The following is a 16384-nucleotide window of genomic DNA, read 5'->3' as shown; positions in this document are numbered from 1 at the left end:
GGCCTATATGTCATGAACCCGTTATGCTCCGTTTGAGCATAACTGACGCCAGGGAAGGGAAAGCCTCTGCTGGCGTCTTTTTAGGCCGAAGAAATGCTCATTTTGAGCATAAGGAGGTCGGCATGGCGGCGGACGGATTCCAGCTCCCCTTCACCCCTGAAGTCGAGCGCGAGACGCGTCCCGTGTGGGACAAGGTCCAGCGCCACGTCACGCCCATGGAATGGCGCGCCCAGGCCCCGCTGATCGCGGCGATCAATCGGCTGAAGGCCGAGAAGGACGCCGTCATCCTGGCGCACAACTACATGACGCCGGAGATCTTCCACGGGGTCGGCGACTTCGTCGGCGACAGCCTGGCGCTGGCCAAGGAGGCCGCCCGGTCGAAGGCCCGCATCATCGTCCAGGCCGGCGTCCACTTCATGGCCGAGACCTCCAAGGTGCTGTCGCCGGACAAGACCGTGCTGATCCCCGACCTGCGGGCCGGCTGCAGCCTCGCCGCCTCGATCACCGGCGCCGACGTGCGCCTGATCAAGCAGCGCTATCCCGGCGTGCCGGTGGTCACCTACGTCAACACCACCGCCGAGGTGAAGGCCGAGACCGACATCTGCTGCACCAGCGCCAACGCCGTGCAGGTGGTGGAGGAAGCCGCCCGGCTGTTCGGGACCGACCGCGTCATCCTGATCCCCGACGAGTTCCTGGCCCGCAACGTGGCCCGCCAGACCGACATCAGGATCATCGCCTGGCAGGGCCGCTGCGAGGTGCACGAGCGCTTCACCGCTGCCGACATCCTCGAGATCAAGGCCGCCTATCCGGACGCCGAGGTCCTGGCCCACCCGGAATGCCCGGCCGAGGTGATCGAGGTCTCCGACTTCACCGGCTCGACCGCGGCGATGAACGACTATGTGCTGACGCGGAAGCCGAAGCGGGTGGTGCTGATCACCGAGTGCTCCATGGCCGACAACGTCGCCGCAGACGTGCGCGAGACCGAGTTCGTGCGGCCCTGCAACCTCTGCCCGCACATGAAGCGGATCACGCTGGAGAACATCTACGAGACCCTGCTGACCGGCCGTCACGAGGTCACCGTCGATCCCGCCATCGCCGAGCGCGCCCGCCTGGCCGTGCAGCGCATGGTCGATCTGCCGCCCCCGGCCACGCCGGCCCGCTACGACCTGGTCAAGGCGCGCCACCATGTGGACGTCGAGCTGATCTGATGGCCGAGCGCCTGACCCATGACGGCGTCCTGATCGTGGGCGCGGGCCTGGCCGGCCTCTCCGCCGCCCTGGCCGCCGCGCCACGCAAGGCGCTGGTGCTGACCGATGCGCCGCTGAACCAGGGCTGCTCCTCGGCCTGGGCGCAGGGCGGCATGGCCGCGGCGCTCTCCGACGGCGACACCCCGGAAAGCCATGCCGCCGACACCGTGGCCGCCGGCGCGGGCCTGGTCGATGCGGGCATGGCGCGCCTCCTGACGCAGGAAGGCCCCGCCGCCGTCCGCGCCCTGGCCGATCTCGGCGCGCCCTTCGACCGCACGAAGGACGGCGCCTTCGCCCAGAGCCTGGAGGCCGCCCACTCGCGCGCCCGCGTCGCCCGCGTGAAGGGCGACCAGGCCGGCGCCGAGATCATGCACGCCGTGCTGGCCGCCGTGCTCGCCGCCCCCCACATCGAGGTCCGGTCCGGCCATCGCCTGCGCGGCCTCCTGCAGGACGCCGAGGGCCGGGTGCGCGGCGTGATCGCCGAACGCTCAGATGATTTCGGGGGCGGCCTGGTCGAGATCGCCGCCCCGGCGGTGATCCTGGCCACTGGCGGGATCGGCGGCCTCTACGCGGTCACCACCACCCCCGCCGAGCTGAAGGGCGAGGGCCTGGGCCTGGCCGCCCTGGCCGGCGCGGTCCTGGGCGACCCGGAGTTCGTGCAGTTCCATCCCACCGCCATCGACATCGGCGGCGATCCCGCCCCGCTGGCTACCGAGGCCCTGCGCGGCGAGGGCGCGGTGCTGGTGGACGCGGGCGGCGAACGGTTCATGGGCCGCTATCACCGCGACGCCGAGCTCGCCCCGCGCGACGTGGTCGCCCGCGCCATCCACGCCGAGCGTGAGGCCGGCCGCGGCGCCTTCCTCGACGCCCGCGCCGCGGTGGGCGAGGCCTTCCCCCACGAATTCCCCGCCGTCTTCGCCGCCTGCCTGGCCGGCGGCGTCGACCCCCGCGTCGAGCCGATCCCGGTGGCGCCGGCCTGCCACTACCACATGGGCGGGATCGCCACGGACGCCGAGGGCCGCACCTCCCTGGCCGGCCTCTTCGCCGCCGGGGAATGCGCCTCGACCGGTGTGCATGGCGCGAACCGCCTGGCCTCCAACTCCTTGCTGGAAGCCGCCGTCTTTGGCGCCCGCGCCGGGCGCGCGGCGGCGGCCGAAGCGCCGCCCCCGCCCGCACGCCTGGTGCGGCTGGTCGCGCCCGAGCTGCCCGGTGAGGCCCTCCAGGCCCTGCGCCAGGCCATGAGCCGCGACGCCGGCGTGGTGCGCGACGCAGCCGGCCTGACCCGCCTGCTCGACGCCATCGACACCCTGGAGGCCGGCCACGGCCGCGCCGCGCCCCTGGTCGCCGCCCGCCTGGTGGCGGCCGGCGCGCTGGCCCGCCAGGAAAGCCGCGGCGGCCACTTCCGCGCCGACTTCCCGGCGGCCGGCGCCGAGCCGCGCCGCAGTTTCGTGCGTTGGGCCGACCTCGCCCCTGCGGCCTGGAAGCACGCGGCGGAGTGATTTGGGCCGAATGACCGAACCCCTGCCCGACCTGCTGGTCGCCCCCATTGTCCAGGCCGCGCTCGCCGAGGACCTCGGCCGCGCCGGCGACATCACCTCGCAGGCCTGCGTTCCGGCGAACGCCCGCCTCTCCGCCGTCTTCGCCGCGCGCCAGCCGGGCGCCGTCGCGGGCCTGTCCTGCGCACGCCTGGCCATCGCCGCCCTCGACCCGCACGCGCACTTCGCCGCCGCCGTCGACGACGGCGCACACGTCGAGGCCGGCGCTGTCCTGGCCCGGGTCGAGGCCAATGCACGCGCCCTGCTCGGCGCCGAGCGGGTCGCCCTGAACCTCCTGGGCCGGCTTTGCGGCATCGCCTCCCTGACGCGGACCTACGTCGCCGCGGTCGAGGGGACCCGCGCCCTGATCGTCGACACCCGCAAGACCACGCCTGGCCTGCGCGCGCTGGAGAAGTACGCCGTGCGCTGCGGCGGGGGGGTCAACCACCGCTTCGGCCTGGATGACGCAATCCTGATCAAGGACAACCACATCGCCGCCTGCGGCTCGGTGGGTGAGGCCGTCCGACGCGCCAAGGCCGCCGCCGGCCACCTCACCAAGGTCGAGGTGGAGATCGACGGCCTGACCCAGCTCGAAGAGGCCCTGAAATACGGCCCCGACGTGGTGATGCTGGACAACTTCAGCCTGGACGACCTGGCCGAAGCCGTGCGCCGCACCGCCGGCCGCGCAGTCCTGGAGGCCTCGGGCGGCGTCAACCTCGCCACCGTGCGCGCCATCGCCGAGACCGGCGTCGACGTGATCAGCGTCGGCGCCCTCACCCACTCGGCCAGCGTCCTCGACATCGGCCTGGACGCGGCCTGAGCGTCGGCCTTAGGCGCCCCTGCCCGCGGCTTCCCGCTTGCTCACCGCCGAACGTCGGTCCACCGTCTTATCAACGATAAGGGAGGATCGGCCATGAGCGTCGCGCCGAAGATCGAGACCGCCGGCGAAGCCCAACGGATGGCGGACGTCCTGCGCCGCCAGAAGGCCGCCCACATCCGCGACGGCGCACCCAGCGCCGAGGCGCGCATCGACCGCATCGACCGGGCCGTGGCGACCCTGCTGAGACACAGTGACGCCATCGTCGCCGCCCTGACCCAGGACTTCGGCGCCCGCGCCGAGGCGGTCAGCGGCATCACCGACCTGGGCGCCTCTCTGGGCCCCATGAAGCACGCCAAGGCCCACCTGAAGGCCTGGATGAAGCCGGAGAAGCGCAAGACCACGCCCGCCATCCTGGGCCTGATGGGCGCCAAGGCCGAGATCCTCTACCAGCCCAAGGGCGTCATCGGCATCATCAGCCCCTGGAACTTCCCGGTGAACCTGACCTTCGCGCCCCTGGCCGGGGTGCTGGCGGCCGGCAACCGGGCGATGATCAAGCCGTCCGAGTTCACCCCCGCCACTTCCGAGCTGATGGCGAAGATGTTCGCCGAGGCCTTCGACGAGGAGGAGATCGCCGTCTTCCCCGGCGGCCCGGACGTGGGCCAGGCCTTCTCCGAACTGGCCTTCGACCACCTGGTGTTTACCGGGGCGACCTCCATCGCCCGCCACGTCATGAAGGCGGCCGCCGCCAACCTCGTGCCGCTCACCCTGGAGCTGGGCGGCAAGAGCCCGGTGATCCTCGGCAAGTCCGCCGACTACGCCACCTCCGCCGCCCGCATCATGGCCGGCAAGACCATGAACGCCGGCCAGATCTGCCTGGCCCCCGACTATGTCATGGCCCCGGCTGACCAGGTGGGCGCCTTCGTCAAGGAGGCCACGGCGGCGGTGACACAGATGTTCCCGACCATCAAGGACAACCCCGACTACACCGCCGTGATCGCCGAGCGGCACTACGAGCGGATCAAGGGCTACGTCGACGACGCCCGCGCCAAGGGGGCCGAGATCGTCGAGATCAACCCGGCCGGCGAGGACTTCAGCCAACAGGAGCACCGCAAGATCCCGCCGACCCTGATCCTCAATCCCACCGACGAGATGAAGGTGATGCAGGAGGAGATTTTCGGCCCGGTCCTGCCGGTGATGACCTATCGCTCGGTCGACGAGGCCATCGCCTACGTCAACGCCCACGACCGGCCGCTCGGCCTCTACTACTTCGGCGCCGACGCCGACGAGGAGGCCAAGGTGTTGCGCCAGACCACCTCCGGCGGGGTGACGGTCAACGACGTGATTTTCCACGTGGCCATGGAGGACCTGCCGTTCGGCGGCGTCGGCCCCTCCGGCATGGGCAGCTATCACGGCGTCGACGGCTTCCGAGAGTTCAGCCACCGGAAGTCCGTCTACCGCCAGATCAAGAAGGACCTCGGCCCGATGAAGGCGCTGCGTCCGCCCTACGGCGAGGGCGTGAAGAAGTTCCTGGCCGGGCAGCTGAAGGCCTAGGCGCGCCGTTCCGGTCGGTTGATTTTCGGGGAGACGCAGCATGGATCGGGTCACGGGTGGTTGCCTGTGCGGCGCCGTGCGGATCGTGGCGTCGGGACGCCCCTACCGTGTCGGCCTTTGCCACTGCCTCGACTGCCGCAAGCATCATGGCGCGCTGTTCCATGCCTCGGCGATCTACCCTGAGGATGCGGTGACGATCGAGGGCGAGACCCGCGACTACGCCGGCCGGTTCTTCTGCCCCCGCTGCGGCTCGTCGGTCTTCGCGCGCACCGTCGACGAGGTCGAAGTGAACCTGGGCGCCCTGGACGCGCCCGACCAGCTGACGCCCACCTACGAAAGCTGGATCGTCCGCCGCGAAGCCTGGCTGCCGCCGTTTCCGCTCACGAGGCGATACGACCGCGATCGCGACCCCTACGGCCGCTCCGAGGCCTAGCGCCTACAGGTGCGCCTCGGCGGGGATCACGGTGTCGCCGTCCTTCTCCGGCGAGGCCTGGGCGCCCATCAGGCTGTGGTCGCGCATCGGCACGTACGGGATCAACAACGTCACCAGGAAGGCCACGGCCACCACATAGAGGCCCAGGAAGAACACCCCGGTGATCGCGTCGGAGATGATCACCTTGACGAACATCGGCAGCACCGGCGCCGCCCCGGCATGCGCCGCCCCGCCCATGGCCCTGAGCTTGCCCACGTCGACGCCCGGCATGATCTTGCCCAGCCCCGAGTTCAGGTTGGCGGTCAGGAAGGTGCCGAAGATCGCCACCCCCATGGTCGAGCCGATCTGGCGGAAGAACTGGCTGGAGGACGTCACCACCCCCAGCTGGCTGATCGGCATGGCGTTCTGGATCACCAGCGAGAACAGGCTCTGGCCCGGACCCAGGCCGACGCCCAGCACCAGCATCCGCCAGGCGAGGTCCAGCCGGCTGGTGTCGGCATGCATGCGGCTGAGCAGCCAGATGCCCAGGAAGGTCAGGATGATGCCGCCGATCATATAGCCCTTGTACTTGCCGGTCTGGCTGACCCGCCGGCCGACGAGGATCGAGGAGCCGAACAGCCCGAACATCAGCGGCAGGCTGGCGAGCCCGCTGGTGGTCGCCGCCACGCCCTGCCCCAACTGCTGGAACAGCGGCAGGAAGGCCACCGTGCTCATGAACGACATGGAGACCAGGAAGCCCGCTAGGTTGGCGGTGGAGAACACCCTGTTCTTGAACAGCTCCAGCGGCAGGATCGGATCGGAGGCGAACCGCTCGGCCACGATGTAGAGGATGAGGCCCGCCGCCGAGGCCGCGAACAGCCCCAGCACCTGCGGCGAGAGCCAGGGATACTGGTGCCCACCGAAGGTCAGCGCCAGCAACAGCGGCACCACCGTGGCGATGATCAGGGCCGCGCCGATGAAGTCGATCTTGCCCTTCGCCTGGTGGGACATCTTCGGCATCTTCACGATGATCATGAACAGCGACAGCAGCGACAGCGGCAGGTTCAGGTAGAAGACCCAGCGCCAGCCGGCGATCACATGCCCCGCCAGGCTGACCGTCCCGTGGTCGGTGAAATAGCCGCCGATCAGGGGGCCGATGGTGCTGGAGAGTCCAAATACCGCGCCGAACATGCCGCCGATCTTGCCCCGCTCGCGTGGCGGATAGAGGTCGCCGATGATGGCGAAGGCGGTGGTGAACAAGGCCCCGCCGCCGATCCCCTGAACGGCGCGGAAGACGATCAGCTGCACCATGCCCCCGCCGATCAGCGGCAACGGCCCGAACTCTCCCGACAGGCCGGACAGCCACGAGCCCGCCAGGAAGATGGTGATCCCGGCCAGGAGCACGGGCTTGCGCCCGAAGAGGTCGCCCAGCTTGCCCCAGATCGGCACCATCACCGTCGACGACAGCAGGTAGGCCGTGGTCACCCAGCTGTAGAGCGCCAGGCCGTTCAGCTCCGCGATGATCCGCGGCATGGCCGTCGCTACGATCGTCTGATCGAGCGCCGACAGCAGGAAGACGATGGCGACGCCCCAGAGCGTGACGCGCTTCTCGACCTCGGTGAATTCCGCCACAGCCACCCCCACCCCGAATCCCCAAGGCTTCATAACCTAGGTACGCGTCCCGGCGCGACAAGACCTGCATGCGCATCGCCCCGCCGCGCAGCCCAGGACGGAGAAAACCGCGCCGCCGGCGGCAATTTCTGTCGCCGGGCGCGAACGGCTCGCACCCTGAGAGAGGTCGCTTGCAGGGAGATCGGCGCGTCTCTAGCCCTCTGCGCCGGCCTCACGCTAAGCGACGGTGAAGGCTGGGATTTTCCTTCACGTCGCCGTCTGGACCGAACCTAATGAAGAGCGTCTTTTGCGCCGCGGCTGCGGCCGCGGGCCTGTTGCTTCCGGCCTGCGCCATGGCCGATCCCATCAACCAGACCTCCTACTATTCCTTGACCGGCGGCCAGATGGTGACCTTCGATGACTTGGCCGGCGGCTTCGTCAACGGCGGGGTCGGCGTCGACTATGACGGCGTGGTGGTCGACAACGGCGTGGCCTTCGCCGAGCGCTTCAAAGGCCAGACCCTGAGCTACAACGGCAATTTCGATGTCCTGTCCGGCAACCCGACCGGGCCGCTGACCCTGGTGGCCGGCGCCCCCAACCAGAACCTCAACATCTTCACCGAGATCAGCAGCAACGTCCTGGCCCCCGATGGCCCCGTCGGCTACCCGAACGACGACGGGATCGGCGAAGGCGCCGTCTCGTTCCTGTTCTCCACGGACCAGTCGCAGTTCGGCTTCCAGCTGGTCGGCGGCAACGGCGGGGACGCGACAGTGAGCTTTTACGCCAACGACGGCAGCCTGCTGCAGTCGATCACCCTGACCAACCTGTCCAGCGCCGCCTACGGCTTCGAGACCGACGGCGGCCTCAAGGACGTTCGCGGCGTGTCGATCACCAACGTCGACCCCTACGGCATCGCCCTCGACAACCTGAAGTACGACGTGCCCTCGGACATCGGCGCGGGCCCGCCGACCGGAGCCAACGGCGGGGTGCCGGAGCCTGCGAGTTGGGCGCTGATGCTGCTGGGCTTCGGCGGTCTGGGCGCGACCCTGCGGTCCGCCCGGCGCCGCGGCGCGCTCATGGCTTGAGGTTCGGACCCCCGGGTCATTACAGCCGCTCGTCCCGGCGAAGGCCGGGACCCAGATGGAAGACCCCGGGCGCGGGTTCTATGACCTCAGAGCCCATCCGATCCGCCACTGCGGTTCGAGATCTGGATCCCGGCCTTCGCCGGGATGAGCGGCCTTAAATCAGGAACCTACTGCTTCGGCGTCGCAGCCGCCGCCGGACGCGGCGCGGGCGGCGGGGCGTTGGGGTCGGCGATGCCGTGGCCCACCACCTCGCCGCTGGCCAGCACGTGGCCGTCCATCGCCTTGGTGATCGCCGCATAGTCGGACTTGCCCTCGTCAGGGATAGTGGTGTCGAGGGCGAAGATCTCGAAGTGGTAGTTGTCGCCCGGGCCCGGCGGGGTGCGCGGGCCGGTGTAGGGCTTGGACGCGCCCATGTAGTTCGGCCCGTAGGACGAGCCGGGCGGATTACCGTCGGGCGCCATGCCGGGAGCCAGCTTGGTGACGCTGGCCGGGATGTTGATCAGCGTCCAGTGCAGGATCGGCGCGCCGCGCAGGATCAGCGTGTTGTCCTGCATGATCAGCACATAGGACTTCGTCCCCGACGGCCCCTTGCTCCACGTCAGGCCCGGGAAGGTGTTGGTCCGGTACTGGGTGTTCTCGAAGGGGATCTGCTCGCCCTCCTTGAAGGCGGGCGTGGTGACGGTGAGCTTGCCCTTGCCCGGCATCAGGTCCAACGCCGTCTTCGCGTCAGGATCGCCGGGGTTCGAGCGGTGGACCTGAGCCAGGGCCGGTGTGGCGGCCAGGCCCAGAACGACGGCGCAGGCGGCCGCGATACGGATCGTCTTGGTCATCGGTGGTTCCCTCCCAGGTCCCTTGATTATTTTTTCTGGTGGCCGACGGCCCAGACGTAGGCCGCGACCGCGTTCAGGTCGTCGTCGGAGAATTGCGCCCCACCTTCAGGCGGCATCGGGCTGCGGTACTGCTTGGGCTGCGGCACGCCCTTGGCGATGAGGTCCTTGATCGAGCCCAGGCTGCCGTCGGTCCAGATCGGGCTGCCGGTGTTGAGCGGCGGACCGATCGAGCCGCCCGTGGCGTCGGCGCCGTGGCAGCCGCCGCAGGAGCCGGCCTTGAACAGCGCCATCCCCTTGGCGACCTGATCGGCCGTGGCCCCGGGCGGGACCGGCAGGCCGGCGCCGCCTTCGGCTGCAGCCGGAGCCTGCGCCGCATAGGTGGGCTCGGGCGCGGGCGTCAGCGGCGCGCCGGGCGGGCCCTGGTAGGTCACCTTCCAGATGCGGCCCTTGGTGTCTTCCGAGATGTAGAGCGCCCCGTCCGGGCCGACCGCCACGCCGGTCGGGCGGAAGATCGCCTTGCCCGAGGCCTTGTTCGGACCGGCGAAACCGTCGGCGAACACGATGTAGGCCCCGCTGGCCTTGCCGTCCTTCAGGGGCTGGAACACCACGTTGAAGCCGTCCTGCGCCTCGGGCGAGCGGTTCCAGGAGCCGTGGAAGGCGATGAAGGCGCCGCCCTGATAGGCCGCCGGGAAGGCCTTGGCCTTGTAGATGGTCATGTCGTTGGGCGCCCAGTGGGCCGGGAAGGCCGCCACGGGCGCGGACTTGCTGGCGCAAACGCCCACCGTCTTGCCGCCGTCGCCGCCGTATTCCGGCGCCAGCACCAGCTTCTTCTGGAAGTTGTCGTAGTAGCAGTTGGGCCAGCCGAAATCGGCGCCCTTGGTCTCCAGCACCAGCTCCTCGGACGGCAGTTCGACGGTCTGCTTAACATCCGGATAGAGCTTGCCCCAGTTCTGGATCAGCTGGTCGCGGCCGTGCTGGGTGGCGTAGAGGCGCCCTTGGGCGTCGAACGACAGGCCCATGCCGTTGCGCAGGCCGGTGATGTAGCGCTCGGCCGGCGAGAACTTTTGGTCCAGCTTGTCGGCGGAATAGAGCCAGGTGCCGCCGCGGGTCTCCTTCTCGACGCAGGGCTCGGCGCCGGGCACGCCGGGCTGGCGGTTCTTCGGCTGGCAGGAGTTGGTGGCCGTGCCCATGTCGACGAACATCTCGCCCTTCGCATTGATCGCGAAAGGATGCATCGGGTGGTCGCCGCCCAGCGGCATGCCCGACAGCACGACTTCCGGCTTGCCGGTCGGCACGTCGGAGCCGGCGGCCAGCGGATAGCGGACGATCTCGTCGTTCATCTCGGCGTAGACGGCGTTCTTGTAGAGGCCGATGCCGGTGCCGCCCTTGGAGCCTTCGGCCGGGGTCATGCCGAAGTAGGTGACCTTGTCGGCCTTGCCGTCATGGTGGGTGTCCTGCAGGGCGACCAGGAAGCCACCCGGATTGCCGGTGGTGCCGCGGAAGTATGACGAGCCGTTCCAGGTGTTGGCGTAGACCGTGCCGTCGGCGGCCACGACGATGTGGCGGGTGTTGCCCAGGTTGTCGGCGAACACCGTGGCGCAGAAGCCGGGCGGGAGCGTGATGCCGATGCCCGCGTTGGAGCAGCTCGCGCCGCCGGCCTTGGCGGGCGCGGCCTGGGTCGCGCCGTGGATCGCCAGCGATCCCAGCGTCCCGCCGACCGCGACGGCGGCCATCCCCAGCAGCACCGATCGAGACGGCGTCCAGCGTCCATCCAGGCCCATGGCGTCTTCCCCCTCGTAACCTTCCCGATATCTATGCGAACTTCCTATCGCGTCGTTCGCCGACCTGAAAGGCCCTTGGGTTCATGCTGTTGTTCATCCTCGCCTACCTGGGCGGCGCCCTGACGATCGTCAGCCCGTGCATCCTGCCGGTGCTGCCCTTCGTCTTCGCCCGCGCCGACAAGCCCTTCGTCAAAAGCGGGCTTCCGCTACTGGCCGGGATGGCGATCACCTTCGCCGCCGTGGCCAGCCTGGCCGCCGTCGGCGGCGGCTGGGCGGTGCAGGCCAACAGCGTCGGGCGCATCGCGGCCCTGGTGATCCTGGCGGCGTTCGGCCTGCTGCTCCTGTTCCCCAGCCTCGCCGACCGGGCGACCCGGCCGCTGGTGGCCCTGGGCTCGCGGCTGTCGGAAAGCGCCTCGCGCGGCGGGCCGGGCTCGGGCGCCGGCGCCTCCTTCCTGTTGGGCGTCGCGACGGGCCTGCTCTGGGCGCCCTGCGCCGGGCCGATCCTGGGCCTGGTGCTGACCGGCGCGGCCCTGCAGGGCGCCAGCGTCAAGACCTCGTTCCTACTGCTCGCCTACGCCGCCGGCGCGGCGACCTCGCTGGCGCTGGCCCTGCTGGTCGGCGGACGCGTGTTCGCGGCCATGAAGAAGTCGCTGGGGGCCAGTGAGTGGGTGCGCCGCGCGCTGGGCGTCGTGGTGCTGGTCGCCGTCGCGGCCATAGCGCTCGGCTTCGACACCGGCGTGCTGACCAAGCTGTCCCTGGCCAGCACCTCGAAGCTGGAGCAAGGCCTGCTCACCCGCCTGGGCGTCGGGCCGAAGAGCTCGGCCATGGTCGCCGCCGGCCAGCCCCTGCCGGTGGAAGGCCTGGCGCCGCCGCTCGCCGGCGCCGTCGAATGGATCAACTCCCCGCCGCTGACCCGCGAGGGCCTGCGCGGCAAGGTCGTCGTCGTCGACTTCTGGACCTACTCCTGCATCAACTGCCTGCGCTCGCTGCCCTACGTCGAGGCCTGGTCGAAGAAATACGCAGACAAGGGCCTGGTGGTGATCGGGGTGCACGCGCCGGAGTTCGCCTTCGAGCACGACATCGCCAACGTCAAGAAGGCGGTCCACGACCTGGGGATCACCTACCCCGTCGCCGTCGACAACAACCTGACCATCTGGAACGCCTTCAAGAACAGTTACTGGCCGGCGCACTATTTCATCGACGGCCAGGGCCGCATCCGCGCCCACCACTACGGCGAGGGCGACTACGACGGCTCCGAGCGGATCATCAAGCAGCTGCTCATCGAGAACGGCGCCAAGGGCCTGAACGCCGGCACGGTGGCCGTGGCCGGCGGCGGCGCCATGGCGGCGGCCGACGTCCCCGACCAGCTCTCGCCGGAGACCTACCTCGGCTCGGACAAGGCCGCCGGCAACGCCAACAAGGATGGCCTGATCGCCGACAAGCGCACCGACTACGTGGGCGTCATGCCCGGCGCGCTCAACCACTGGGCCTACAGCGGGGTCTGGACGGTGGGCGGCGAACACGCGGTGTCCGGCGCGCCGCAGGCCGGGATCGTCTACCGTTTCCACGCCCGCGACCTGCACCTGGTGCTGGGACCGGCCGCGGGCGGCAAGCCGGTGCGCTACCGTATCACCCTGGACGGCAAGCCGCCGGGCGCGGACGCCGGCGTCGACGCCGCCGCCGACGGCTCTGGCGTGGTGACCAGCCAAAGGCTCTATCAGCTGGTCCGCCAGAAGGGCCCGGTGAAGGACCGCACGTTCGAGATCGAGTTCCTCGACCCCGGCGTCCAGGCCTTCGCCTTCACCTTCGGCTAGGAAATCCTGCACGCGGTGCAGAATTTCCCTGTCAAGGCCTGACCTTTCGGCTTGCGGGGCCCATCTTGAGCCTGTGCGCCGTTCCCCGGCGCGCGCTCCCACAATCAGATCCAGACCTCGACGGACGGTCCCCATGCATGTCCATGCCTACGCCGCGCAAAGCGCCACCTCGCCACTTGCCCCCTTCAGCTTCGAACGCCGCGAACCCGGCCCGCACGACGTGGCCATCGACATCCTCTACTGCGGCGTCTGCCACTCCGATCTGCACACCGCCCGCGGCGAGTGGGCGGGCGTCACCTTCCCCACCGTCCCGGGCCACGAGATCGTCGGCCGGGTGAGCGCGGTCGGCGGCCACGTCTCGAAGTTCAAGGTCGGCGACGCCGTGGCCGTGGGCTGCATGGTCGACAGCTGCCAGCACTGCGTCCCCTGCAAGGCGGGCCTGGAGCAGTACTGCGAAGAGGGCATGACCGGCACCTATGGCGGCCAGGACCGCACCACCGGCGAGCCCACCTACGGCGGCTATTCCGACAAGATCACCGTGCGCGAGGAGTTCGTCCTCAGCGTCCCCGACAGCCTCGACCTGGCCGCCGCGGCGCCCCTGCTCTGCGCCGGCATCACCACCTATTCGCCGCTGAAGCACTGGGGCGCCGGCCCCGGCAAGAAGGTGGGCGTCGTGGGCCCGGGCGGCCTGGGCCACATGGGCGTCAAGCTGGCCCACGCCCTGGGCGCCGAGGTCACCCTCTTCACCACCTCGCCCGGCAAGGAAGCCGACGCGCGCCGCCTGGGCGCGAGCCACGTGGTGATCTCCACCGACCGCAAGGCGATGAAGGCCCAAGCGCGCACCTTCGACCTGATCATCAACACCGTCGCGGTCCCGATGGACCTCGACCCCTACATCAATGCGCTGGCGCTGGACGGGACGATGGTGCTGGTCGGCGCGCCGGCCTCCGAGCACAAGAGCCCCTCGGTCTTCCCGCTGCTGATGGCCCGCCGCTCCATCGCCGGCTCCGGCATCGGCGGCATCGCCGAGACCCAGGAGATGCTCGACTTCTGCGCCGAGCACGGCGTCGCCTCCGACATCGAGATGATCCCGATCCAGGACATCGAGACCGCCTACGCCCGCATGCTGAAGAATGACGTGAAGTACCGCTTCGTCATCGACATGCAGTCCCTGAAGGACGAGGCTGCCCAAGCAGCCTAGGAGGCGGCCAGACGCCGGCTTGCCTGGCGCAGGCGGGCAACGGGAGGACGCCGATGGCTGAGGCGCTCGCGCGGTTCATCGACCGGTACACGCTGGAATATGTGTGGACCTACCCGCACCCGATCGAGCGGGTGTGGCACGCGATCGTCGAGCCCGCGGCGTTCTCCGTCTGGTTCATCCCCGGGCGGCTCGAAGCCAAGGCCGGCGGCCGCTACTGGTTCGGCGACGACGGCTTCCAGGGCGCGGTCCAGGCCAGCGAGCCGCCCGGCCTGCTGCGCCTGGCCGACGACAAGCAGGGCCAGGTCTTCCAGTACGGTCTCAGCGCGGTCGCAGGCGGAACGCGCATGCAGTTCATCCACAGCTTCCCGCGCGACGGCGTCCCGCAGCCCGACCCCTGGGTGGCGCGGATGAGCGATGAGCAGCGGCGCGACCTCGGGTGTGAGGCGCCGGGCAGCTATCCGCCCTGGCGGCCCGGGGCGATGGGCGGGTTCCACGCCATGTTCGACGCCCTGGCCGACCATCTCGACGGCGTCGAGCCGGGCTCGCGCCTGCCGGCCACCACGATCAGCGCCTTCGTCCACAGGTGGGCCACCTGGTCCGGCGGCATGGACGACTTCACGCCGGAGGAGAAAGCCAGGCGCGCCGAGGTTTTCCGCTCCCTGCGGGACCGGGAACGCTGGATGGAGCTGATCGCGCTCTACCGGGACCACGTCGCCGCGACCCTGCCCCCCGCTTAGGCCAGGCCCTTGCGGCGCGCGCCGCGCCTCCCCAGCTCAACCGCAGTTCGCGGGGGACCAGCATGCTGCCATTGATGATCGCCTTCGCCGGCCTGGTGTTCACGGCGGTCCGCCGCCGGGACCTGCCGGTGGGCCGGGCGCTGCATGAGGTCCTGATCGCCGCGCCGGCGGCCTGGCTGTTGCGGACCCCGCCGCGCCGGATCGTCATCATCCTCTTGCTGCTCATCGGCGCAGCCCTGGTCTGGGTGGAGATCGGGCCCATGCTGATGTCCCTCGACTACGCGCCGGTGCTCTGGTTCGCGGACATCACGCTTTACGTGGACGCCCTGATGATGATCGGCGTCGCGGTCGCCGCGGTGCGGCTGAAGTCCGTCGCCGGATGGGCCGCCCGCGGCCTGCGCCGCGCGCTCGCCGCTCGTCGCACCCGGCCGCGCGCCCGCGCCTCCAGCCCGCGCCGCCGCAAACCACCGCCGAGCGCCAACGACGATGCGCCAGGATCTGCGATTCCCCTGGCCGCGTGACACGGCGCCGGCGCCCGTGTCCTTCCGCCCCATGCGGACATTCCGGGATTTTGTGATACCAGCCCCCCAGTCCGCGGCCCTGGAGGCGCGGCCGTCTCTCCAAAAACCGTGAAAGAGAAGCTGTGGCTCGGACCCCGAACTACCAATTCGAGCGGCAGGAACGCGACCGCGCGAAGGCTGCCAAAGCCGCCGAGAAGGCCGCCGCCAAGCAGCGTGAACGTGAAGCTGCCCGTGCGGCGGAAAACCCTGGCGCCGATCCGTCCGCGCAGAAAGACTGAGTATGCAAGTTAGTGAGAGCTACAACCACCAGACTGTCGTGCTGGATGGAGAGACCTTTTCCGACTGCGCCTTCGCGGCCTGCCGGCTGGTCTATTCGGGCGGCGAGCCGCCGCAGTTCGAAAGCTGCCGCTTCGACGATTGCGAGTGGAAGTTCGAGGAGGCCGCGGCGCACAGCCTGGCCTTCCTGAAGCTGATGTGGACCGTCGGCGCCAAACCCGCCGTCCAGTCGATCATCAAGGAGATCACCGTCGTCGGGCGGTGAGGATCGGGCCTCACCTGCGGGCCTAGCCGATCAGCAGATCCTCGTAGAAGGCCCCGAACGGCCGCTTCGGGTGGGCGATCTGGATTTCCAGGATCCAGAGGCCGGCCTGCGGCGTCTGGGCGAAGTCGCCCAGGTCGCCGGCCTTGTAGATCAGGTGCGGGAAGTCACTGACCCTGTGGCCCTTCACCTCCCAGTTCAGCCGCCAGCCCATCGCCTCGGCCCGGTCACGCGCGAAGGCGTAGAGCGCTTCGCCGCTCAGCCCCTGCCCGCGCCAGCGGTCGGCCACCTCGCCCCAGAGCGCCCGCGCGGCCTCGGCGCAGGCCGCCATGGCCGGCTCGCCGCCGACCGCGAAGGTGTCGCCGGCGTCGCCCTCGTGGCCGTCCCAGACCACGCCCAGGTCGATGAAGAAGATATCCTCGGCCTGCAGCACATAGTCCGGGTTGAACTCGCCCGAGAAGATCTCCGTGGTGCCGGGCCCGAAGCGGATGACGTTGCGGTGCCACAGCCGCTCGGCGCCCATCTCGGCCAGCACCTCGTCGGCGATCTCGCCGCCGCGGCCCTCGGTCATGCCGGGCGCGATGGCCGCGGCGATCCGCTTCACCGCCTCGAAGGTCAGGTCGCGGGCGCGGACCATCTTCTCCAGCGAGAAAGCCTGGCCGACCCCTTCGAGGGGGAGCTTGGCGTCGAGCGGCACGCGC

General features: G+C 70.0%; 16 protein-coding genes. 12 read left to right on the top strand and 4 right to left on the bottom strand.

Going from position 1 to position 16384, the window contains the following annotated elements; all coding sequences use genetic code 11:
* Window positions 1-122 precede the first annotated feature (122 nt).
* The 5 genes from nadA to E8A49_RS03530 all read left to right on the top strand — a co-directional run bounded on the left by nadA (window position 123) and on the right by E8A49_RS03530 (window position 5586).
* Window positions 123-1208, top strand: coding sequence for a quinolinate synthase NadA (gene nadA, locus E8A49_RS03550; RefSeq protein WP_293376439.1), 1086 nt, complete (start codon window positions 123-125; stop codon window positions 1206-1208).
* Window positions 1205-2746 (top strand): L-aspartate oxidase, encoded by a 1542-nt coding sequence (locus tag E8A49_RS03545; protein WP_293376539.1) that lies wholly within the window; start codon window positions 1205-1207, stop codon window positions 2744-2746. The genes nadA and E8A49_RS03545 overlap by 4 nt, the downstream gene beginning before the upstream one ends.
* A 10-nt stretch (window positions 2747-2756) precedes the next feature.
* Window positions 2757-3602 carry a carboxylating nicotinate-nucleotide diphosphorylase gene (gene nadC, locus E8A49_RS03540; protein WP_293376437.1) on the top strand — a complete coding sequence of 282 codons (846 nt, stop codon included), beginning with the start codon at window positions 2757-2759 and terminating at the stop codon, window positions 3600-3602.
* Window positions 3603-3695: 93 nt separating this feature from the next.
* The gene (locus tag E8A49_RS03535) at window positions 3696-5153 is read left to right on the top strand and encodes a coniferyl aldehyde dehydrogenase (protein WP_293376435.1); all 1458 of its coding nucleotides are present in this window, start codon (window positions 3696-3698) and stop codon (window positions 5151-5153) included.
* 40 nt (window positions 5154-5193) lie between these two features.
* Window positions 5194-5586: a GFA family protein gene (locus E8A49_RS03530; RefSeq protein WP_293376433.1), complete on the top strand. Its 393-nt coding sequence runs from the start codon at window positions 5194-5196 to the stop codon at window positions 5584-5586.
* Window positions 5587-5589: 3 nt separating this feature from the next.
* On the opposite strand, the gene E8A49_RS03525 is transcribed toward E8A49_RS03530, so the two are convergent.
* On the bottom strand, window positions 5590-7203 hold the full coding sequence (locus tag E8A49_RS03525; RefSeq protein ID WP_293376431.1) for an MDR family MFS transporter: 1614 nt from the start codon (window positions 7201-7203) through the stop codon (window positions 5590-5592).
* 266 nt (window positions 7204-7469) lie between these two features.
* On the opposite strand from E8A49_RS03525, the gene E8A49_RS03520 reads away from it, so the two are divergent.
* A complete protein-coding gene (locus tag E8A49_RS03520; RefSeq protein ID WP_293376429.1) occupies window positions 7470-8261 on the top strand; it encodes a PEPxxWA-CTERM sorting domain-containing protein in 792 nt (263 codons plus the stop codon).
* A gap of 167 nt (window positions 8262-8428) precedes the next feature.
* Here the strand turns inward: E8A49_RS03520 and E8A49_RS03515 are convergent, their stop codons facing one another.
* Together E8A49_RS03515 and E8A49_RS03510 are read right to left on the bottom strand one after the other, a co-directional pair.
* A complete protein-coding gene (locus E8A49_RS03515) occupies window positions 8429-9091 on the bottom strand; it encodes a YbhB/YbcL family Raf kinase inhibitor-like protein (protein ID WP_293376427.1) in 663 nt (220 codons plus the stop codon).
* A 26-nt stretch (window positions 9092-9117) separates the two neighbouring features.
* Window positions 9118-10872 (bottom strand): c-type cytochrome, encoded by a 1755-nt coding sequence (locus E8A49_RS03510; RefSeq protein WP_293376425.1) that lies wholly within the window; start codon window positions 10870-10872, stop codon window positions 9118-9120.
* An 83-nt stretch (window positions 10873-10955) separates the two neighbouring features.
* Between E8A49_RS03510 and E8A49_RS03505 the strand changes: the two genes are divergently transcribed.
* From E8A49_RS03505 to E8A49_RS03480, 6 genes are all read left to right on the top strand, one after another.
* Window positions 10956-12686 (top strand): cytochrome c biogenesis protein CcdA, encoded by a 1731-nt coding sequence (locus E8A49_RS03505; RefSeq protein ID WP_293376423.1) that lies wholly within the window; start codon window positions 10956-10958, stop codon window positions 12684-12686.
* Between the two features lie 133 nt (window positions 12687-12819).
* Complete coding sequence (locus E8A49_RS03500; RefSeq protein WP_293376421.1) at window positions 12820-13887, top strand: NAD(P)-dependent alcohol dehydrogenase; 1068 nt, start codon at window positions 12820-12822, stop codon at window positions 13885-13887.
* A gap of 53 nt (window positions 13888-13940) precedes the next feature.
* Window positions 13941-14624, top strand: a complete 684-nt coding sequence (locus tag E8A49_RS03495) for an SRPBCC domain-containing protein (protein WP_293376419.1) — start codon at window positions 13941-13943, stop codon at window positions 14622-14624.
* Window positions 14625-14686: 62 nt separating this feature from the next.
* A complete protein-coding gene (locus tag E8A49_RS03490) occupies window positions 14687-15145 on the top strand; it encodes a hypothetical protein (RefSeq protein ID WP_293376417.1) in 459 nt (152 codons plus the stop codon).
* A 122-nt stretch (window positions 15146-15267) separates the two neighbouring features.
* Window positions 15268-15423 (top strand): hypothetical protein, encoded by a 156-nt coding sequence (locus tag E8A49_RS03485; RefSeq protein WP_293376415.1) that lies wholly within the window; start codon window positions 15268-15270, stop codon window positions 15421-15423.
* 2 nt (window positions 15424-15425) lie between these two features.
* Window positions 15426-15686, top strand: a complete 261-nt coding sequence (locus E8A49_RS03480) for a hypothetical protein (protein ID WP_293376413.1) — start codon at window positions 15426-15428, stop codon at window positions 15684-15686.
* A 22-nt stretch (window positions 15687-15708) separates the two neighbouring features.
* On the opposite strand, the gene E8A49_RS03475 is transcribed toward E8A49_RS03480, so the two are convergent.
* On the bottom strand, window positions 15709-16380 hold the full coding sequence (locus tag E8A49_RS03475) for a M24 family metallopeptidase (RefSeq protein ID WP_293376411.1): 672 nt from the start codon (window positions 16378-16380) through the stop codon (window positions 15709-15711).
* Window positions 16381-16384 lie beyond the last annotated feature (4 nt).

It is taken from the genome of Phenylobacterium sp. (genome assembly GCF_004799515.1).
Classification (GTDB): Bacteria; Pseudomonadota; Alphaproteobacteria; order Caulobacterales; family Caulobacteraceae; genus Phenylobacterium.
The sequence above is the reverse complement of the archived record's forward strand: the minus strand, read 5'-3'. Positions and strand labels throughout refer to the sequence as shown.